The organism is Rhodococcus mengyinensis, from assembly GCF_048381435.1.
Classification (GTDB): domain Bacteria; phylum Actinomycetota; class Actinomycetes; order Mycobacteriales; family Mycobacteriaceae; genus Rhodococcus_F; species Rhodococcus_F opacus_D.
Genome location: NZ_JBLWIT010000148.1, coordinates 271,212 through 289,616 on the forward strand (window position 1 = coordinate 271,212; position 18,405 = coordinate 289,616).

General features: G+C 68.2%; 19 protein-coding genes. 6 read left to right on the top strand and 13 right to left on the bottom strand.

Annotated features, from left to right (window positions below; genetic code table 11):
• Window positions 1-3 precede the first annotated feature (3 nt).
• Window positions 4-624, bottom strand: a complete 621-nt coding sequence (locus tag ACNJ7E_RS39455; protein WP_007301658.1) for a response regulator transcription factor — start codon at window positions 622-624, stop codon at window positions 4-6.
• Between the two features lie 223 nt (window positions 625-847).
• Between ACNJ7E_RS39455 and ACNJ7E_RS39460 the strand changes: the two genes are divergently transcribed.
• From ACNJ7E_RS39460 to ACNJ7E_RS39475, 4 genes are read left to right on the top strand one after another with little or no spacing between them, the layout of a single operon-like run.
• Window positions 848-1,441: a flavin reductase gene (locus ACNJ7E_RS39460; RefSeq protein ID WP_418342370.1), complete on the top strand. Its 594-nt coding sequence runs from the start codon at window positions 848-850 to the stop codon at window positions 1,439-1,441.
• A 2-nt stretch (window positions 1,442-1,443) separates the two neighbouring features.
• The gene (locus ACNJ7E_RS39465) at window positions 1,444-1,737 is read left to right on the top strand and encodes a DUF485 domain-containing protein (RefSeq protein ID WP_418342371.1); all 294 of its coding nucleotides are present in this window, start codon (window positions 1,444-1,446) and stop codon (window positions 1,735-1,737) included.
• Between the two features lie 6 nt (window positions 1,738-1,743).
• A complete protein-coding gene (locus ACNJ7E_RS39470) occupies window positions 1,744-3,294 on the top strand; it encodes a solute symporter family protein (protein WP_280781180.1) in 1,551 nt (516 codons plus the stop codon).
• A complete protein-coding gene (locus ACNJ7E_RS39475) occupies window positions 3,291-4,568 on the top strand; it encodes an amidase (RefSeq protein WP_418342372.1) in 1,278 nt (425 codons plus the stop codon). The genes ACNJ7E_RS39470 and ACNJ7E_RS39475 overlap by 4 nt, the downstream gene beginning before the upstream one ends.
• Window positions 4,569-4,584: 16 nt before the next feature.
• On the opposite strand, the gene ACNJ7E_RS39480 is transcribed toward ACNJ7E_RS39475, so the two are convergent.
• From ACNJ7E_RS39480 to ACNJ7E_RS39535, 12 genes are all read right to left on the bottom strand, one after another.
• On the bottom strand, window positions 4,585-6,006 hold the full coding sequence (locus ACNJ7E_RS39480; RefSeq protein WP_418342373.1) for an amidase: 1,422 nt from the start codon (window positions 6,004-6,006) through the stop codon (window positions 4,585-4,587).
• A 70-nt stretch (window positions 6,007-6,076) separates the two neighbouring features.
• On the bottom strand, window positions 6,077-7,036 hold the full coding sequence (locus ACNJ7E_RS39485) for an AraC-like ligand-binding domain-containing protein (RefSeq protein WP_418342374.1): 960 nt from the start codon (window positions 7,034-7,036) through the stop codon (window positions 6,077-6,079).
• An 11-nt stretch (window positions 7,037-7,047) separates the two neighbouring features.
• The gene (paaK, locus tag ACNJ7E_RS39490; protein WP_164063954.1) at window positions 7,048-8,346 is read right to left on the bottom strand and encodes a phenylacetate--CoA ligase PaaK; all 1,299 of its coding nucleotides are present in this window, start codon (window positions 8,344-8,346) and stop codon (window positions 7,048-7,050) included.
• 32 nt (window positions 8,347-8,378) lie between these two features.
• Window positions 8,379-9,476, bottom strand: coding sequence for a 1,2-phenylacetyl-CoA epoxidase subunit PaaE (paaE, locus tag ACNJ7E_RS39495; RefSeq protein WP_317569154.1), 1,098 nt, complete (start codon window positions 9,474-9,476; stop codon window positions 8,379-8,381).
• Window positions 9,477-9,478: 2 nt separating this feature from the next.
• The gene (gene paaD / locus ACNJ7E_RS39500; protein ID WP_283351335.1) at window positions 9,479-9,988 is read right to left on the bottom strand and encodes a 1,2-phenylacetyl-CoA epoxidase subunit PaaD; all 510 of its coding nucleotides are present in this window, start codon (window positions 9,986-9,988) and stop codon (window positions 9,479-9,481) included.
• Between the two features lies 1 nt (window position 9,989).
• On the bottom strand, window positions 9,990-10,907 hold the full coding sequence (gene paaC / locus ACNJ7E_RS39505; RefSeq protein WP_418342375.1) for a 1,2-phenylacetyl-CoA epoxidase subunit PaaC: 918 nt from the start codon (window positions 10,905-10,907) through the stop codon (window positions 9,990-9,992).
• A gap of 8 nt (window positions 10,908-10,915) precedes the next feature.
• On the bottom strand, window positions 10,916-11,221 hold the full coding sequence (gene paaB, locus ACNJ7E_RS39510) for a 1,2-phenylacetyl-CoA epoxidase subunit PaaB (protein WP_418342376.1): 306 nt from the start codon (window positions 11,219-11,221) through the stop codon (window positions 10,916-10,918).
• Window positions 11,218-12,171, bottom strand: coding sequence for a 1,2-phenylacetyl-CoA epoxidase subunit PaaA (gene paaA, locus ACNJ7E_RS39515; RefSeq protein WP_005250773.1), 954 nt, complete (start codon window positions 12,169-12,171; stop codon window positions 11,218-11,220). The genes paaB and paaA overlap by 4 nt, the downstream gene beginning before the upstream one ends.
• Before the next feature lie 86 nt (window positions 12,172-12,257).
• Window positions 12,258-13,049, bottom strand: coding sequence for an enoyl-CoA hydratase-related protein (locus tag ACNJ7E_RS39520; protein ID WP_317569156.1), 792 nt, complete (start codon window positions 13,047-13,049; stop codon window positions 12,258-12,260).
• Window positions 13,050-13,088: 39 nt separating this feature from the next.
• Window positions 13,089-13,949 carry a 3-hydroxyacyl-CoA dehydrogenase family protein gene (locus ACNJ7E_RS39525; protein ID WP_418342377.1) on the bottom strand — a complete coding sequence of 287 codons (861 nt, stop codon included), beginning with the start codon at window positions 13,947-13,949 and terminating at the stop codon, window positions 13,089-13,091.
• Entirely contained in the window at window positions 13,946-14,674 is a 729-nt protein-coding gene (locus ACNJ7E_RS39530) for an enoyl-CoA hydratase/isomerase family protein (RefSeq protein WP_418342378.1), read from the bottom strand. Before ACNJ7E_RS39530 ends, ACNJ7E_RS39525 begins: the two co-directional genes overlap by 4 nt.
• Window positions 14,671-15,891: a thiolase family protein gene (locus ACNJ7E_RS39535; RefSeq protein ID WP_418342379.1), complete on the bottom strand. Its 1,221-nt coding sequence runs from the start codon at window positions 15,889-15,891 to the stop codon at window positions 14,671-14,673. The genes ACNJ7E_RS39530 and ACNJ7E_RS39535 overlap by 4 nt, the downstream gene beginning before the upstream one ends.
• Before the next feature lie 159 nt (window positions 15,892-16,050).
• Here ACNJ7E_RS39535 and paaZ point away from each other — a divergent pair, with 159 nt between their 5' ends.
• Window positions 16,051-18,090, top strand: a complete 2,040-nt coding sequence (gene paaZ / locus ACNJ7E_RS39540) for a phenylacetic acid degradation bifunctional protein PaaZ (protein ID WP_418342380.1) — start codon at window positions 16,051-16,053, stop codon at window positions 18,088-18,090.
• Complete coding sequence (locus ACNJ7E_RS39545) at window positions 18,087-18,404, top strand: EthD family reductase (RefSeq protein ID WP_418342381.1); 318 nt, start codon at window positions 18,087-18,089, stop codon at window positions 18,402-18,404. Before paaZ ends, ACNJ7E_RS39545 begins: the two co-directional genes overlap by 4 nt.
• The last annotated feature ends 1 nt before the right edge of the window (window position 18,405 follow it).

The following is an 18,405-nucleotide window of genomic DNA, read 5'->3' on the forward strand; positions in this document are numbered from 1 at the left end:
ATTTCAGGTCACGGCAATTCCGGCCTGCAGAATATCGCGGACGAGAACGGCGATGCTTTCTGCTCCGGTCTTTTCCTTGATACGGGTGCGATGCACGTCGACCGTCTTCACGCTGATACCCAGCTCCTTGGCGATGTTCTTGCTGGGCAATCCGTCGAGGACGAGTGCGAGAATTTCCTTTTCGCGCACCGTCAGCGTGTCTATCCGGCCCTGCAGTTCCGTTCTGTTGCGTCGCTCGCCGAATCGTTGACGCGCGACCCGCAGCGCATCCTGAATCACGTCGAGCATGTGCTGCGGATCGTAGGGCTTCTCGATGAACGTCAGCGCACCCCGCTGCAGCGCCCGCACCGACATCTTGATGTCACCGTGTGCCGACACGAAGATGATCGGGATCGGGGATTCGTCGGCGAGGAGTGCCTCCTGGAGCTGGAATCCCCCGACTTCCGGCATCCGGACATCCAGCACGAGGCAGGCCGGGATGTCGCGGCGGTACTCGTCCAGGAACGATTGCACCGAGAAGTAGTACTCCGACGTGATGTTGACCGAATCGAGTAGCCACGCAAGCGATGCGCACAACTCCTGATCGTCGTCGACGATGTATACCCGTGTTTCTTGCTGATCCATCGAATCCTGCCTCGCGCAGATGGCTTGCTTTCTCGTCCAGTCAACACCGACCGTAACGGAAGCGGTAGGCAACTGAAGGAATCCCCTACTCGGATACGCGACTTACTGCGAGAAAGTAGCGTCGCCGCCAATGTTCCAGCGCACGACGCGCGTCATATCCTTCTTGCAGGAACGCCGGCGCAACGTGGTGACACGACTTCCTGTTCCAACTCATGGAGACGAAATGCCCGAACTCACAACAATGCAATCGAGCTTCCGCACCGCCATGGCGAATCTGCCGGCCGCGGTCAACATCGTGACGACCGACGGCCCTGCCGGGCGCTGCGGAATGACGGTGACCGCCGTCTGCTCGGTCACCGACTCCCCGCCCACCGCACTCGTGTGCGTGAATCAGAACAGCGCCATGCACAGCGTATTCCAGAACAACGGCCGAGTCGGCATCAACGTGCTCTCCGGCGACGACGAAGAGCTGGCCATGCATTTCGCGGGCGCAACCCAAGTCGCGATGGCGGACCGGTTCGAGTGGGACATCTGGGAGGAAGACACCGACGACGGTGTTCCGATCCTGCGCGCCGCCCACGTGGTGCTCGCCGGCCGGATCGCGGACAGCAAGACCGTGGGATCGCATTCGGTGATGTTCATCGAACTGGACCGCGTGCAGACGCGCGAACACGGCGACAGCCTCGTCCACTTCCAACGCAAATTCCACCGTTTGTCGGTTCCGGTCGAGTCCCCCGACTGGCTGTTCTACGACGAATGGTCCGATCCGATCACCGTGACGCCCACCCTCGTTCCCGCCGCAGCCGGAGGTAAATAGCCATGGTCACCTCATCACCGCTCGAACAAGTCCCACAGAGTTCCGACCTGCAGGCGCTCGCAGACACGCGCGCCGCCTTGACCTTTCGTCTCAGCGCCCTGGTCCTCGCACTGTTCCTGCCCCTGCCGATCCTCGGTGGGTTCACCTCGCTGCTGGACGGCGTCGTCTTCAGCGGTGTCACCGTGGCGTGGCTCTACGCGGTCGCGCAATTCGTCGTCGCCATCGTCGTGGCCCGGTACTACATGGCGCGGGCAGCCGAACTCGACTCCCGAACCGTCTCGCGGGCGAAAGGATAACGCGCCATGAACCTCGTCTCCGCATCGCTCTTCGCGGCCCTCGTCGCCGTCACCCTGATGATCACCGCGTGGGCTTCCAAGAGGAACAAGTCCGCCGCCGATCACTACGTTGCTGGCGGCAGCCTCACCGGCAGACAGAACGGTGTCGCCATCGCCGGCGACTTCATTTCTGCCGCCTCGTTTCTCGGAGTCACCGGTGCGATCGCCCTGACCGGTTTCAACGGGTTCTACCTCGCGGTCTTCGTGCCCGTGGCGTTCGTCCTCGCGATGCTGCTGATCGCGGAACCCCTGCGCAACCTCGGCCGCTTCACGCTGGCGGATGTCCTCGCCACCCGGTTCCCCGGCAAGGACGTGCGGTCGATGATGGCGATCAGCACGGTGGTGATCAGCGTGGTCTATCTCGTGTCGCAGCTGGTCGGTGCCGCGCTTCTGGTGTCGTTGCTGTTCGACCTCGACTACGCCGTGGCCGTGTTGATCATCGGAACACTCACCACCGCGTACACGTTGGTGGGTGGCATGCTCGCCACCAGCTGGATCCAGATCATCAAGACCGGTCTCCTCATGGTCTGCGCCGTCGTGCTGTTCGTTCTCGTGCTGGTGCGCTTCGACTTCAATCCCTTCGGCCCGTTCAGCACCGCGCTCGCCGAGTTCGGGCAATCGTTCGTCGCGCCGCAGCGTACGTCCGGTGCCGCCTCGTTCGACCAGTTGTCGCAGACCGTCGGGCTCGTCCTCGGCGTGCTCGGCCTGCCGCACGTGATGATCCGATTCCTCACCGTTCCGGACGCGAAGCAGGCGAGAACGTCCGCCTACACGGCGATCTGGATCTTCTTCGCCTTCTACCTACTGGTTCCCGTGCTCGGCTACGGCGCCGCCAAGCTGGTCGGTGTCGAGGTGATCAAGTCCGAGAATCGGGGCGGCAACCTCGCGGTCGCGCAGCTCGCCGAGACGGTCGGCGGCGGAGTCCTGCTGGCGTTCGTCGCGGCCGTGGCGTTCGTGACCATTCTGGCCGCACTGTCCGGCCTGGTGATCGCCACCTCGGGTGCGATCGCACACGACCTGTACGGGCAGGTGATCAGGAACGGATCGGTGTCGGCGAAGGCTCAGCACCGCGCGGCCCGCGTCGCGACGGTGGCCACCTGCGTCATCGGTGTCGCCATCGCCTTCGCCGCGCAGAAGCAGAACGTCGCGTTCCTCGCGTCACTGGGTATGTCCATCGCCGCGTGCGCGAACCTGCCGGCGCTGCTGCTGACCATGTACTGGAAGCGCATGACGGCGCGTGCCGTCATCTCCGGCATCGTGGTCGGGCTCGTCCTGTCGGTCACCGTCATCCTGCTCAGCCCGGTCGTGCAGGGACCGGACTCCATTCTCGGATTCTCGAACCCGGCACTCGCCGTGGCACCCCTCTCGCTGGCGGTGTCCATCATCGTCGCGCTGGTGTCGGCGCCGTCCGGGGAGACGAAAGCGCGAGCAGATCGCCTCTTCTCGGTGATGCGCACCCGAGCGCTCACCGGGCAGACCGAGACGACGAACGACGACACGATGGTGGCGACGCAATGAAGACGGAACTACAGTCACCGAGCCCACTCCGGGACTTGGCGGAGCAGCTGGCGACGGGCGCGACGACGCCCATCGATGTGGCGGAGGCGGCACTCGCACGGATCGCGGACCTCGAGCCGGAAATCCATGCCTGGGCCCACCTCGACGCCGACGCGGTGCGGTCCGCGGCCGCCCGGATCCAGGACGGCGGCCCGGACGGCGCGCTCTGGGGCGTGCCCGTCGGCGTCAAGGATCTCATCGACGTCGCCGGGATGCCGACGCGCTGTGGCAGTGAGCTGCGGAGTACGGATCCGGTGACGGCGGACGCCGACTGTGTGGCGAGGTCGCGCGCACTCGGCGCGCTCCCGTTCGGCAAGACCGTCACCACCGAGTTCGGGTATTTCACGCCCGGCCCGACCCGCAATCCCCGCGCCCTGGACCATACGCCCGGCGGGTCGTCGAGCGGCTCGGCGGCAGCGGTGGCCGCCGGCATGGTGCCGCTGGCGTTCGGCACGCAGTCCGCGGGGTCGCTGACGAGGCCGGCGTCGTTCTGCGGAGTCGCAGGTTTCGTCACCGCCCACGGCGAACTCACCACCGCGGGCATCACCGGATTGAGTCCCAGTCTCGACACGGTCGGGCTGCTGGCACGAACCGTGCCCGATCTCCACTTCGCCTGGACCGCGCTGCGCGACGGCACGCGGGCACCCGTCCTCGTGCCTTCCGCGCCGGGCCGGCTTCGCCTGTGGAGTGGGTTCGAGCTCGGCGAGGTGTCCCGAGAGATGACGGCGGCGCTCAGGACGACCGTCGATTCCGCCGCGTCGGCGGGGATCGGGTGCCGTGAGTTGGACGCCGCCGCAACGATCGTGGCGCTGACGGAACTCCACCACACGGTGATGGCGTACGAGGCGGCCAGGGAACGCGCCGCCGAGGCCGCGCAGCCCGACAGGATCAGCGCACCCCTCGCCGAACTGTTCGCCGCGGGGGCAGCGACCACCGAGGCGGACTACCGCGCCGCCCTCGCCGGAATCAGCGAGACCCGACAGCTGCTGCTCGCGGCGTTGGACGAGGACGAAGCCATCCTCGGGCCCGCGGCGCTCGGCGCCGCTCCACCCGGGCACGACGCGACCGGGACGCCCATCCTGAGCCGACCGTGGCAGGCCCTGGGTCTGCCGGTGGTCACGATCCCCGGGAAGCGTGACAGCGCGGGCCTGCCGCTCGGATTGCAGCTGATCGGACGTCCCGGTGCCGAGCAACGCCTGTTCGAGACAGCCGCGTGGCTGGAATCCGTGCTCTGACAAGGACAGAAGGGCGTCAGTCGACGAAGATCGACGGCTGGCGTTCTTTCCACGGCGCCGCCTGCTCCAACTGCGCGGCCACCTGCAGTAGCAGATCCTCTCTGCCGGTGGCCGCGACGAGTTGGATCCCGATGGGGAGGCCCTCCCTGCTCAGCGCGAGCGGCAGGCTGATCGCGGGATTCCCGGACACGTTGAACGGTGCCGTGAACGGCCCGAACTCGAAGATGCGGCGTAGCCACGAGCGCACACTGTGCCGGGAGTCGTCGTAGTCGAGGGTGCCGTGCGGCACCGGCAGCCAGGCGACGGTCGGGGTCACCAGCAGATCGAATCGGGTGAAGAACAGCCCGATGGACCGGGTCACCCGGTGTTGCGCGTCGAGTGCTGCCGCGACGTCGAGCGCCGTGAACGCCTGGGTCTCCTGCAGCACTGTCCGCGAGACCGCCTCGAGCAGAGCGGGATCGGGCCTGCGTGGAGCGCGTAGGATCGCCGCACCCGTGGCGATCGCAGTGAGTGTCGACGCCTCGACGACGTCCTCCGCGTCGAAGTGCGGGCGCGTCTCGGTCACGGTGTGGCCGATCCATTCGAGGATCGTCCCGGCGGCGACCGTGGCCGCCGATACCTGCGTCTCGACCGAACTCCCGCCCCACGGTTCGGTTGTCAGGGCCACCCGCAGACAGCCGGGATCGGCGCGCATCGTGTCGGCGTAGCGACCGGACTGCGCCGGGGCGGTGTACTTTTCACCGACCGGCGGGGCGGCGACGGCGTCCATCAGATGGGCCGTGTCGCGGATGGTCCGGGTGAGGGCGAACTCGTAGATGTGCCCAAACCCGGCCTCGCCGACCAGTGGGCCGCAGGGGATTCGGCCGCGGCTCGGTTTCAGGCCGACGAGCCCGCAGCACGAGGCCGGCACGCGTAGCGAACCGGCGCCGTCGTTGCCGTGTGCCAGCGGAACCGCCCCGGCGGCGACGAGCGCGGCGGATCCGCCACTCGACCCGCCGGTTCCCCGATCGAGCGCCCACGGATTGCGCGTCGGTCCGTACCGCACCGGCTCCGTCGCGAAGTTCAGTCCGAACTCCGGCGCTGTGGTCTGCCCCACCGCCACCAGTCCGGCCGACCGGAACCGGGACATCAGTTCGTGATCCACACCGGCGACCGCGCCGCGGATGCTGCGGCTGCCGAGAGTGAACGACACCCCCTTCGCGAACGGGCCGCTGTCCTTGATGACGAACGGCACCCCCGCCAGTGGCCCGTCGGACCGGTGGTCGAGGGCCGGATCGAACATCGGCAGGGTCAGTGCGCCGAGGTCGGCATCGGCCTGCGTGATCGCGACGCGCGCAACGGCTTCGACCTCCGTCGCCGTCACCTCACCGGCCCGGATCAGCTCACTCAGGCCGACGGCGTCGAGCCCGGTGTACTCGTGCAGTTCCAGCGGTCCCACTCCTCAGGTCGCGACGACCGATTCAGTGTGACCCGGGGGGCCGTGCGGCGCGACCGAATTTCTGCCGCCGTCACGCGGTGGTCGACAGCAGTTCCTGTTCGCGGAAGGCTCGCGGCGAGACCCCGTACGTCTCCTTGAACAGCCGCGAGAAGTGCGACGAGTTGACGAGACCGTATCGGGCACAGATGGTTCCGATGCTGTCGCCGCGGAATCGGATGTCCTTGAGATCGCGGCGGCACTTCTCGAGTCTGCGGTGGCGGATCCACCCGGCCACCGTGTGTCCGTCCGCCTCGAACATCTTCTGCAGGTGCCGCGTCGATACGTGGTGGTGGGCCGCCACCGCGGCGGTGTCGAGGGTGGGGTCGTGCAGGTGCGCGTCAATGAATGACCTCACAGCGAGCAGCAACGACGCGCCGGGAGCGGTGGCGTCGGCAGGCGCCTCCGATTGCACCGCGGCACTGAGCAGGTCGAGCACCGCGTCCTCGACGAGGGGCGTCGTCGGCATGGTGCCGGTGACGACGGAGTGGTGGAGGTTCGTCAGGAAAGGCGAGACGAGCGCGCCCATCCCGGTGCTGCCGCGGATGCGGCGCGCGGAGACGGTGCCCAGTTCCCGCGAGGCGATGCGCAGTAGTTCGCGGGGAAACATCAGCACGAACATGCTGAAGTCGCCCGCGAAGTGCAGGTCGTACGGCTTGCTGGTGTCGTAGACGGCGAAGTCGCCGGGCCCGAGCACGGCCTCGCGGTCGTCCTGGACGATGACGCCGCTGCCCGACAGTTGCAGGCCCACCTTCACCAGGCCGGGGTCGGACCGCTTGATCGACGTGCGGGTCCGGCGGACGTCGACCGCGTGTCCCCCGACCTCGCTGAGCTGCAACCCGCCGAGCGCGGTGGTGCGCAGGGTCCCGGTGAAGCGCCCCGGTCCGTCCTCCGCCGTGGACACCACGGCGAGCGGGACGAATGCCGTGGAGACGGCCTGACGCCAGTGCTCGAACTGCCCGTCGTCACGCGCGGGCCCACCACCGAGACGCACCTTCGATCACCTCACTGAGCGGAGCGGTTGTCGATCAGTCGACGTGCCTTACCGAGTGAGCGTTCGAGGTCGCCGGGAGCGACGACGTCGACCTTCACGCTCACGCCGATCCTATTCTTCACCAGCTTCTGTAGTTCACCCGCGGCCCGCGCGTGGTCGTCGGTCACGGCATCCGGACGCGATTCCACCCGCACGGTCAGCTCGTCCATGCGGCCCGGGCGGTCCAGGATGCACTGGAACTGGGGTGCCAGCGCCGGCACGGCGAGGATCAGTTCCTCGATCTGGGTGGGGAAGAGGTTCACCCCGCGCAGGATGATCATGTCGTCGGTGCGCCCGGTGACCTTCTGCATCCGCCGCACCGACCGCGCCGTTCCCGGCAGCAGCCGGGTGAGGTCGCGGGTGCGGTACCGGATGATCGGCATCGCCTCCTTGGTCAGCGACGTGAAGACGAGTTCGCCCTCCTCACCGTCGGGCAGCACCTCCCCGGTGACCGGGTCGATGATCTCCGGGTAGAAGTGGTCCTCCCAGATGTGCAGGCCGTCCTTGGTCTCGACGCATTCCATCGCGACACCCGGGCCCATCACCTCGGACAGTCCGTAGATGTCGACGGCGTCCATGTTCAGTTGCTTCTCGAGTTCGGTGCGCATCTCCTCGGTCCACGGCTCCGCCCCGAACACACCGGTCCGCAGCGACGTCTTCGCCGGATCGATGCCCTTCTTGATCATCGCGTCGACGATCGTGAGCATGTACGACGGGGTCACCATGATCGCGTCGGGTTCGAAGTCCTCGATCAGCTGGATCTGTCGGTCCGTCATGCCACCGGACATCGGGATCACCGTGCAGCCCAGCCGCTCGGCACCGTAGTGCGCCCCGAGGCCACCGGTGAACAGGCCGTACCCGTACGCGACGTGCACCTTGTCCGTCGGCTTCACCCCACCCGCCCGCAGGCTCCGGGCGATCAGATCGGCCCAGTTGTTCAGGTCGCCCGTGGTGTACCCGACGACCGTCGGGCGCCCGGTGGTCCCGGACGACGCGTGGATGCGCGAGACCTTCTCCTGCGGCACCGCGAACATCCCGAACGGATAGTTCGCCCGCAGGTCCGCCTTCGCCGTGAACGGGAACTTCGCCAGATCGGACAGGTCCTTCAGGTCACTCGGGTGCACACCGGCGTCGTCGAACGCCTTCCGGTAATGCGGAACGTTGCTGTACGCGTGGAGAAGTGACCACTGCAGGCGTTCGAGTTGCAGCGATGAGATCCGGTCGCGCGTGGCGAACTCGATGTCCTGCGAGGGGGCGGCGATACTGGTCATTCTAGTCTCCGGGGTGTGCGGGCTGGGTATGGTCAGGCGTCGAAATCGACGGTCACGCTGTCGCTGACCGGGAAGGTCTGGCACGTCAGCACGAAGCCGGAGTCGACCTCGTAGTCCTCGAGCGCATAGTTGCGGCGCATGTCCACGTCACCGCACGTGATCTTGGCGCGGCACGTTCCGCAGACGCCGCCCTTGCAGGCGAACGGAAGGTCCGAGCGGTACTTCTCGGCGGCATCGAGGATCGACTCGTCCCGCGGCAGCGTCGCGGTGGTCGAGCGACCGTCCAGGACAACCGTCACCTCACTGCTCGGCCCGGTGACGCCGGGCTCGCGGTGGGTTTCCATGGGCGGGGGCACGTCGTCGACGAAGAACAGTTCGTGATGCACGCGGCTCTTGTCGATCTGCAAGTCGCCGAGAACGGTCTCGGCGTCGGTGACCATGCCGTACGGGCCGCACAGCCAGAAGTGATCGATATCGGCCACCGGGACCACAGCGTCGAAGATGGCGCGGAGCCGGTCGGCGTCGAGACGGCCGGTGAACAGTTCGACCTCGCGGGGCTCGCGGGACAGGACATGGATGATGTCGAAGCGCGACCCGTACGTGTCCTTGAGGTCGGCGATCTCCTCGGCGAACATCACCGAGCGGGTGCGCCGGTTGCCGTACAGGAGAACGACTTCGGCCTCCGGGTTGGCGAGCATCGACGCGGCGATCGACAGCATCGGCGTGATGCCCGATCCGGCGGCGATCAATACGTGGCGACCGCCGGCCGCCGGGTCGGCGACGAACGTTCCGCTCGGGCCCTGCACCTCGATCCGGTCGCCGGGGCGGACGTCGTGCACGAGCCACGTCGAGAACAGACCGTCGGACACCTCGCGCACACCGACCCGCGGCGCGGAACCGGAAGGCGCGCAGATGGAGTACGAGCGGCGGTGTTCGACGCCGTCGATCGTCCGCCGCAGCGTGAGCGACTGTCCGGGACCAAACACGAACTCGTCGGCGAGCTCGGCCGGAACGTCGAACGTGACCGCGACCGCGTCGTCGCACAGGGATTCGACGTCGGCGACGGTGAGGGTGTGAAACGCCCTGTTGCGCAACGCCGCGCCGGGTGTCGGGGAGACCGCTGTGGTCATGGTCAGATTTCCTTCACGTGATCGAAGGGCTCGAGGCAGTCCAGGCACCGGTAGAGCGCCTTGCACAGCGTCGCCCCGAATTCCGAGTCGAGCCGGGTGTTCGCCGAGTGGCACTTGGGGCATGCCACGGGTCGCGGCTTGACGGTGAGCGTCAACGGCACCGGACCCGAAGTGCGCCGCGGCGCGGGACCGGGTGTCGAGTAGCCGTTCTCGCGGAGCGTGCGCAGCCCGTTCTCGCTGATCCAGTCCGTGCTCCACGGCGGCGACAGGACGGTCCTGACCTCGACGCTGCCGAACCCGGCGTCCTGCAGGGTGTGCTCGATGTCGTCCCGCATGGTGGCCATCGCGGGGCAACCGGAATAGGTGGGGGTGATGGTCACGACCACCGACCCGTCGGCGTATTCCTCGACGTCGCGCAGCACACCGAGATCGGCGAGCGTGAGCATCGGCATCTCGGGGTCGAGCACGGATTCGGCGAGGCGACGGGCGTCGCTGCGCACGGCGGTGGTCATGTCACCACACTCCTTCGGGGTGCGCCCGGGCCACGCTCTGCATCTCGGCGAGCAGCAGTCCGAGCGACTCGGTGTGCAATCCCTGCCGGCCTGCCCGGCCGCCGACGGTGCCGACGGTCCGGCCTGTCGGTGCGGTGAGCTCGGCGGCATGCAGCACCTGCTCGAGGACGGAATCGAATTCCTCACGCACGTCCCGCGGGTCGACGCCCACCCCCACCGCCGCGAGCGCGAGCTCCTCGGTGGTCGGGACGAACAGTTCCTCGACATACGGCCACACGTGGGTTAGCGCCGCTTCCATCCTGGACTTCGACTCCTCCGTGCCGCAGCCGAGCGTCACAACCCAGCGGGCCGCGTAGTCGCGGTGGTAGGTGAGTTCCTTGACGCCCTTCACCGCGACCGCCGCGAGGACCGGGTCCCGGGACGTGCGGAGACGGTCGAACAGCGCGAGACGCCACGTCGAGAACACCAGCAGTCGCGTGATCGACTGAGCGAAGTCGCCGTTGTCGAGTTCGACCAGCCGGGTGTTGCGGAACCGATTCTCGTCCCGGAAGAACGCGAGCGCGTCCTCCGCGGGAATCGGGCTCGTCTCCGAGATGTACGGCACCACCGACGCGTCCGCCGCGGCCGCCCGGGCGAGCAGCAGTCGCGCCTGACCGAGCAGGTCGAGCCCGACGTTCGCGAGCGCGACCTCCTCCTCGAGTTCCGGTGCGCGCGTGCTCCACTCGGCGAGACGCTGTGAGCTGATCAGCGCATCGTCACCGAGCATCAGGCAGTAGCCGGCCAGCGCGGAGAGGTCGACGTCCTCCGGAACCGTGGTGTCGACACCCGCGAGGGGGTCGTCGAAGCTGGTGCCGAACGCCCACTGGCCGTGGCTGTCTTCGTCGACGAGGCCTTCGTAAGCATTGTCGTGGTCGGTCATCGTCAGCCTCACATGTGGGGAACGTTGTCGGGGATCTCGTAGAACGTGGGGTGCCGGTACACCTTGTCGCCGCTGGGCGCGAAGTAGGGATCCTTCTCCGACGGGCTGGACGCCACGATCGAACTGGACCGCACCACCCAGATGCTCACGCCCTCGTTGCGGCGGGTGTAGACGTCCCGGGCGTGCCGGACGGCCATCTCGTCGTCGGCGGCGTGCAGGGATCCGACGTGAACGTGGTTGAGTCCGCGCTTGCCGCGCAGGAACACCTCGTACAGGGGCCAGTCCGCGCGCACTGTGTTGTCATCCGTGCTCATCGTGCGTTCTCCTTGCTGCTCTCGCGGCGGGCGAAGGCCGTCGCAGCCTCCCGCACCCACGCCCCGTTCTCGTGTGCTGCCCGCCGGTTGGCGACGCGCTCGACGCTCGATGCGCCGTTGCCCTTGATCACCTGCATGAACTCGCTCCAGTCGGGCTCACCGAAGTCGTGAGCGCCGCGCTCGGCGTTCCACTTGAGGTCCGGATCCGGGAACGTCACGCCGAGCACCTCGGCCTGCGGGATGGACATGTCGACGAACCGTTGACGGAGTTCGTCGTTGGTGTGCCGCTTGATGCGCCACTTCATGGACTGCTCGGAGTTGGGCGACTGATCGTCCGGCGGTCCGAACATCATCAGCGCCGGCCACCACCAGCGGTTCACCGACTCCTGCACCATCTCGCGCTGGGCGTCGGTGCCGCGCATCATGGTCATCAGCAGTTCGAAACCCTGACGCTGGTGGAAGGACTCCTCCTTGCACACCCGGATCATCGCCCGCGCGTACGGCCCGAAGGAGCTGCGGCACAACGGGACCTGGTTGCAGATCGCGGCGCCGTCGACGAGCCAGCCGATGACGCCGACGTCGGCGTAGGTGAGCGTCGGGTAGTTGAAGATCGAGGAGTACTTCTGCTTGCCTTCGATCAGCTTCTCGGTGAGGTCGGCGCGATCGGCTCCGAGCGTCTCGGCGGCCGAGTACAGGTACAGGCCGTGCCCGGCCTCGTCCTGAACCTTCGCCATGAGGATCGCCTTGCGGCGCAGCGACGGCGCGCGGGTGAGCCAGTTGCCCTCCGGCTGCATGCCGATGATCTCCGAATGCGCGTGCTGCGCGATCTGCCGGATCAGCGTCTTACGGTAGCCGTCGGGCATCCAGTCCCTCGGCTCGACCCTCTGGTCGGCTGCGATGGTGTCATCGAAGAGCTCTTGCAGCTCATCGGAAGCGTGTGACGTGGTCATATGTCCTACCTCTATTACCGAATGATCGGTTGGTATCAAGTATGCATGTCGGCCCCCGCCCACACAAGGGCGGGAGCCGAATTACGTCAGTGGCCTTCGAAGGCGGGCGTGCGCTTCGCGAGGAACGCGTCGACCGCGCTGCGGTGGTCCTTCGACCGGCCGAGCTGCTCCGCGGCCTCACGCTCCCGTTCGAGCGCCTCCGCCAGCCCGGTGGATGCCGCCGAGACCAGCGTCTTGACCTGCGCATACGCCGCCGTCGGACCGTCGGCCAGCTTCCGCGCCAGCGCGGCGGCCGCGTCCCCGAGTTCGGCGTCGGGCACCACCCGGTGCACCAGCCCCCAGTCCAGCGCCTGCGCCGCCGTGAACCGGTCGCCGAGCATCATCAGCCCGGTCGCCCGGCTCGGCCCGAGCGCCTGCACCAGGGTGTGACTCAGCCCGGAGTCACCGGCCAGCGCGATCCCCGTGAACGCCGTGGCGAACTTGGCGCCCTCCCCCGCAATCCGGATGTCGGCGGCCAGGGCGATGCCCAGCCCCGCCCCCACGCAGGCGCCGCCGACCGCGACGACGACCGGGACGCGGACAGCGGCCAGCGCCCGGAGCAGCGGGTTGTAGTGCTCGGCGACGGTGTCCATCGCGTGCGCGGCGTCCGCCTCGAGCCCGGCGACGTGCTCGGCCAGGTCCTGGCCGACGCAGAAGTTCTTCCCCTCCGCCTGCAGCAGTAGGGCGCGCACGCCGTCGTCGGCGGCGACCTTCTCCACCGCCGCCAGCAACTGTTCCTTCACCGCGCGGTCCAGGGCGTTGGACGCGCCCGCACGGCGCAGGGTGATGGTGGCCAGTCCCGCGTCCACGGAAAGTCCGACCACGTCGTCAGTGCTCATGAGAATGTGCCTCCTGCTGGTTGTGGTGTGGGTGGCCCGTCAGGACCAGGTGAAGAACCCCTGGCCGCTCTTGCGGCCGAGTTCGCCTTTGGCGACCTTCTCGCGCAGCAGCGCGGGCGGCGCGAACCGGTCGCCGAGTGTCTTCGCGAGGTGCTCGGCGATCGCGAGCCGGACGTCCAGTCCGACCAGATCGGTGGACCGCAGCGGTCCCATCGGGTGGCGATAGCCCAGTTCCATGGCCCGGTCGATGGACTCGGCGTCGGCGACGCCTTCCTCGAGCATCCGGATCGCCTCGAGCCCGAGGCACACGCCGAGACGGCTGGTCGCGAAGCCCGGGGAATCATTGACCAGCACCTCGGTCTTGCCGAGGTGGGCCACCCACTCCCGGACCTTGTCGACGACACCGGCGTCGGTGGCGGGGGCGCGGACGATCTCGACGAGCGTCGACGCCGGAACCGGATTGAAGAAGTGCATGCCGATCAGCCGGGCCGGGTCGCTGAGGGCACTGCCGAGTTCGGCGATGGAGATCGAACTGGTGTTGCTGGCGATCACCGTCGTGGGCGACACCGTCTTCTCGACGAGCGCAAGGACACCCAGCTTGAGGTCGACCAGTTCGGGTACCGCCTCGACCACCAGATCCAGGGCCGGCGGGAGCGCATCGGGGGCGGCCACCGTGGACACCCGTCCGAGGATCGTCGCGGGATCGACGTCGCCGAGCTTGCCGCGTTCGTGCGCGCGGTCCAGTCCGTCGGACACCCGCTTCAGCGCCGCCTGCCGGTCGCCGCTCTCGGCGATGGTGACGGTGACGGTGGAGCCGAGGGTGGCGAAGACCTGCGCGATACCCGCACCCATCCGGCCGCCACCGACCACTCCGACGTTCTTCGGTGCTGTGCTCGTCATTTTCTTTTCTCCAGAAACGCAGTCATGCGGTCGTGTTTGTCGCGGCTCTCGAACAGCACCGCCTGCGCGATGTCGTCGGCGAACGGGTGCGAGCCCGGCGCGTCGACGATCATCTTCGTGAGCTTGAGCGCCAGCGGCGCCGACCGCGTGATGCGGTCGATGACCTTGTGCGCTGCATCGATGTGCTCGCCGGGGGCGACGACACTCATCACGAGTCCGCTGCGCAACGCGTCCTGCGCGTCGAGGTTCCGGCCGCCGAGCAGGACCTGCTTGGCGACGGACGTGCCGACCAACTCGGGCAACCGGTAACTGGCCCCGGCCGCGGCCATGATCCCCAGCCCCGGCTCGGGGTTCCCGAAGACCGCGGTCTCGGTGGCGATGCGGATGTCGCACGCGTAGGACAGTTCGGCGCCGCCGCCGAGCGCGTACCCGCTCACCGCGGCGACGGTGGGCAGCGGCAGCTTCGCGATGCGGTCGAACAAGTTGCGGTTGATGCCGGCGAACGCCTCGTCGCGGCCGCGTTCACGCAGTTCGGCGATGTCGGCGCCACCGGCGAAGTGGTCGCCCTCGCCGGTCAGCAACATCGGCTTCGGCGTCGCTTCCAGCGCGGCGCACACCTGGTGCAGTTCGCCGATCATCTCCGCGTTGATCGCGTTGCGCTGCGCGGGACGGTGCAGCGTGACCACCATGCGGTCGTCGCGGTCCTCGATCTTCAGTGTGTTCACGGCGCCTCGATCAGCATCGCGACGCCCTGGCCGACGCCCACGCACAGCGTGGCCAGCCCGCGGCGGGCGCCTTCGCGTTCCATCCGGCCGAGCAGCGTCAGCAGGATCCGCGCACCCGAGCAGCCCAGCGGGTGGCCGAGTGCGATGGCGCCGCCGTCCGCGTTGACGATCGACTCGTCCAGCTTCAGCTGCCGGATCACTCCGAGCGACTGCGCCGCGAAGGCCTCGTTGAGTTCGGCGGCGCCGAGGTCGGAGATCGACCAGTTGGCGCGGGCGAGGGCCTTGCGGGTGGCCGGGACCGGGCCCAGACCCATGACGTTGGGGGCGATGCCCGCGCTGGCGCTGGTGACGATGCGGCCGCGGACGGTCAGACCGTACTTCTCCACCGCCGCCTCGCTCGCGACGACCAGGGCCGCGGCGCCGTCCGAGAGGGACGACGACGAGCCGGCGGTCACGATGCCGCCGGTGCGGAACACCGGTTTCAGCGAACCCAGCTTCTCCAGAGTGGTTCCCCGCCTGGGGGTTTCGTCGGCGGTCAGTTCACCGTCGCGCACCGGCACGGGCACGATCTCACGGGCGAACCGGCCGGCGTCCACCGCCGCGATCGCCCGCTCCTGGCTGCGCAGCGCGAAGGCGTCGCTCTCGGCGCGGGTGATGCCCTCGAGCGCGGCGACCTCCTCCGCCGTCTCGCCCATCGACAGCGTCACTTTGCGGACGTCCGGTCCGGCCCCGGCCGGAACGTCACGGTCTGCCGCGGTGAACCGCGGGTTCGTGAAGCGCCAGCCGAGCGAGGTGTCGGCCACCTCCCCCGGACGTGCCCACGGGGTGCCGGGCTTGGCCATCACCCAGGGTGCGCGGGTCATCGATTCGACGCCGCCGGCGATCACGATGTCGGCCTCGCCGCTGCGGATGGTGTGCGCGGCGGACGCGACGGCGGTCAGACCGCTCGCACACAGGCGGTTCACCGTGTAGCCGGGAACGCTGTCGGGCAGGCCCGCGAGCAGCACGGCCATCCGGGCGACGTCCCGGTTGTCCTCACCGGCCTGGTTGGCGGCCCCGAGGATCACCTCGTCGACGGCGTCGCCCGGGATTCCGGCCCGGCGGGCGGCCTCGGCCACGACGAGACCGGCAAGGTCGTCGGGGCGCATTCCTGCGAGCGCTCCGCCGTATCGACCCTGCGGGGTACGGGCTCCGTCCACCAGAAACACTTCGGCCACAGTCTTCTCCTTCACGGGGGTGCCGTCTATTAATAACCGAATCTTCGGTCGGTACGCAAGGGGAGGTAGCGCACGAAAAGTTCCGATGCTCCCTTGACAACCAGCGGCGGAAGCGACGATTCTGTTAACCGACCGAACGTACGGTGAAATGGAGTTGTCGTGAGCAAGTTACTGGAAAGCTACGCCGCCGGACGCTGGTACACCGCGCCGGACGAGGGAACCCCGCTGCTGAGCGCGGTCGACGGCTCCGAGGTGGCGCGCATCTCCGCGACCGGACTCGACCTCGGCGAGATGGTGACCTACGCCCGCGAGGTGGGCGGACCGGCGCTCGCGAAACTGACCTTCCACGAGCGTGCCGCCGCCCTCAAGGCGCTCGCCCTCACCCTCATGGCGGGCAAGGAGGAGTTCTACGCCCTCTCCACCTCGACCGGCGCCACCAAGCGCGACTCCGGCGTCGACATCGACGGCGGCTTCGGCACCCTCCTCAGCTACGCCAGCAAGGCCAGGCGGGAACTGCCCAACGACACCGTCTACCTCGACGGCGCGTTCGAGCAGCTGGGCAAGAAGGGCACCTTCCTCGGCCAGCACGTCTACACCTCGCGCCGCGGCGTGGCCGTCCAGATCAACGCGTTCAACTTCCCGGTGTGGGGCTTCCTCGAGAAGCTCGCCCCCGCGTTCATCGCCGGCGTCCCGTCCATCGTCAAGCCCGCGAGCCAGTCGGCCTATCTCACCGAGCTCGTGTTCCGTCGCATCATCGAGTCCGGGCTGCTGCCCGAGGGTTCGGTCCAGCTGCTGTCGGGGAGCGCCCGCGGGCTGCTCGACCACCTCGGCGGGCAGGACTCCGTGGCGTTCACCGGATCCGCCGACACCGCGGCCACCCTGCGGGCGCACCCGAACGTCGTCGGTGACGGCGTCCACTTCAACGCCGAGGCCGATTCGCTCAACGCGTCGATCCTCGGCTCCGACGTCGAACCGGGCAGCGAGGAATTCGACCTCTACGTCAAGCAACTCGTCACCGAGATGACAGTGAAGGCCGGCCAGAAGTGCACCGCCATCCGGCGCGCCTTCGTGCCGACCGCACTGATGGACGACGTCATCGCCGCCGCCGAGGCCCGGCTGTCGCGCGTCGTGGTCGGCGCCCCCGACGCCGAAGGCGTCACGATGGGTGCGCTCGCCAGCCTGGAACAGCGCGACGAGGTCCTGAAATCGCTCCGCGGACTGACCAAGTCGGCGCAGATCGTGGTCGGCGACCCGGAGAACTTCGACGTCGTCGGCGCCGACAAGGCGACGGGCGCGTTCCTGCCGCCGATCCTCCTGCGCTCCGACGACAAGGACGCCACCGAACCCCACGACATCGAGGCCTTCGGTCCCGTCAGCACCGTCATCGGATACGACAGCACCGGCGAGGTCATCGAACTCGCCGCCCGCGGCAAGGGCAGCCTCGTCGCCTCCCTCGTCACCCGCGATTCCGCACTCGCGCGCGACATCGTGCTGGGCCTCGCCCCGTTCCACGGCCGCGTCCTCGTCCTCAACCGCGACGACGCCAAGGAATCCACCGGCCACGGCTCACCCCTGCCCGTCCTCGTGCACGGCGGCCCCGGACGCGCAGGCGGCGGTGAGGAACTCGGCGGCATCCGCGGCATCCTGCACCACATGCAGCGCACCGCGGTCCAGGCCACCCCCGACATCCTGACCGCGGTCGGAAACAAGTGGGTCACCGGTTCGCAGCGCAACGACGACGGCATCCACCCGTTCCGGAAGAACCTCGCACAGTTGCGGATCGGTGACACCATCGTCGGCGGCCCCCGCCAGGTCACCCTCGCCGACATCGACCACTTCGCCGAGTTCACCGGCGACACGTTCTACGCCCACACCGACCCCGAGGCCGCGGCCGCGAACCCGCTGTTCGGTGGCATCGTCGCCCACGGATACCTCGTCGTCTCCCTCGCCGCCGGCCTCTTCGTCGAACCGAATCCCGGTCCCGTCCTCGCCAACTTCGGCGTCGACAACCTCCGGTTCCTCACCCCCGTCAAGGCCGACGACAGCCTCACCGTCACGCTCACCGCAAAGCTCATCACCCCGCGCAGCAGCGCCGACTACGGTGAAGTCCGTTGGGATGCAGTCGTCGTCAACCAAGACGGCGATCCCGTCGCAACGTACGACGTACTCACCCTCGTCGCCAAAGGAGAAAACGCATGAGCTTCAAGGTCGCCGTCTGTTACGGCCAGCCCGATGACCCCGAGGCGTTCGACGCCTACTACCGCGACACCCACATGCCGCTGGCCCGCAAGATCCCCGGCCTGACCGACTTCACCTGGGGAAAATGCAGCGCGCTCGACGGCAGTAAGCCGCCGTACTACGCGGTCGCGAGCCTCGTCTTCCCCGACGCCGACACCATGAAGTCCGGATTGCAGTCCGAGGAGATGAAGCAGGCGGGCAAGGACGTCCGCAACTTCGCCACCGGCGGCGTCACCATGTACGTCCAAGAAGAAGAATCCGTCTACAACCAGTAGG

Coding starts and splice junctions, on each gene's coding strand:
- ACNJ7E_RS39475 (WP_418342372.1), top strand. CDS start 3,291: ATGAAGACGGAACTACAGTCACCGAGCCCACTCCGGGACTTGGCGGAG.
- paaK (WP_164063954.1), bottom strand. CDS start 8,346: ATGACCAGTATCGCCGCCCCCTCGCAGGACATCGAGTTCGCCACGCGC.
- paaA (WP_005250773.1), bottom strand. CDS start 12,171: ATGACCACGTCACACGCTTCCGATGAGCTGCAAGAGCTCTTCGATGAC.
- ACNJ7E_RS39470 (WP_280781180.1), top strand. CDS start 1,744: ATGAACCTCGTCTCCGCATCGCTCTTCGCGGCCCTCGTCGCCGTCACC.
- paaB (WP_418342376.1), bottom strand. CDS start 11,221: ATGAGCACGGATGACAACACAGTGCGCGCGGACTGGCCCCTGTACGAG.
- ACNJ7E_RS39465 (WP_418342371.1), top strand. CDS start 1,444: ATGGTCACCTCATCACCGCTCGAACAAGTCCCACAGAGTTCCGACCTG.
- ACNJ7E_RS39525 (WP_418342377.1), bottom strand. CDS start 13,949: ATGACGAGCACAGCACCGAAGAACGTCGGAGTGGTCGGTGGCGGCCGG.
- paaD (WP_283351335.1), bottom strand. CDS start 9,988: ATGACCACCGCCGTGCGCAGCGACGCCCGTCGCCTCGCCGAATCCGTG.
- ACNJ7E_RS39520 (WP_317569156.1), bottom strand. CDS start 13,049: ATGAGCACTGACGACGTGGTCGGACTTTCCGTGGACGCGGGACTGGCC.
- paaC (WP_418342375.1), bottom strand. CDS start 10,907: ATGACCGACCACGACAATGCTTACGAAGGCCTCGTCGACGAAGACAGC.
- ACNJ7E_RS39455 (WP_007301658.1), bottom strand. CDS start 624: ATGGATCAGCAAGAAACACGGGTATACATCGTCGACGACGATCAGGAG.
- paaE (WP_317569154.1), bottom strand. CDS start 9,476: ATGACCACAGCGGTCTCCCCGACACCCGGCGCGGCGTTGCGCAACAGG.
- ACNJ7E_RS39545 (WP_418342381.1), top strand. CDS start 18,087: ATGAGCTTCAAGGTCGCCGTCTGTTACGGCCAGCCCGATGACCCCGAG.
- ACNJ7E_RS39460 (WP_418342370.1), top strand. CDS start 848: ATGCCCGAACTCACAACAATGCAATCGAGCTTCCGCACCGCCATGGCG.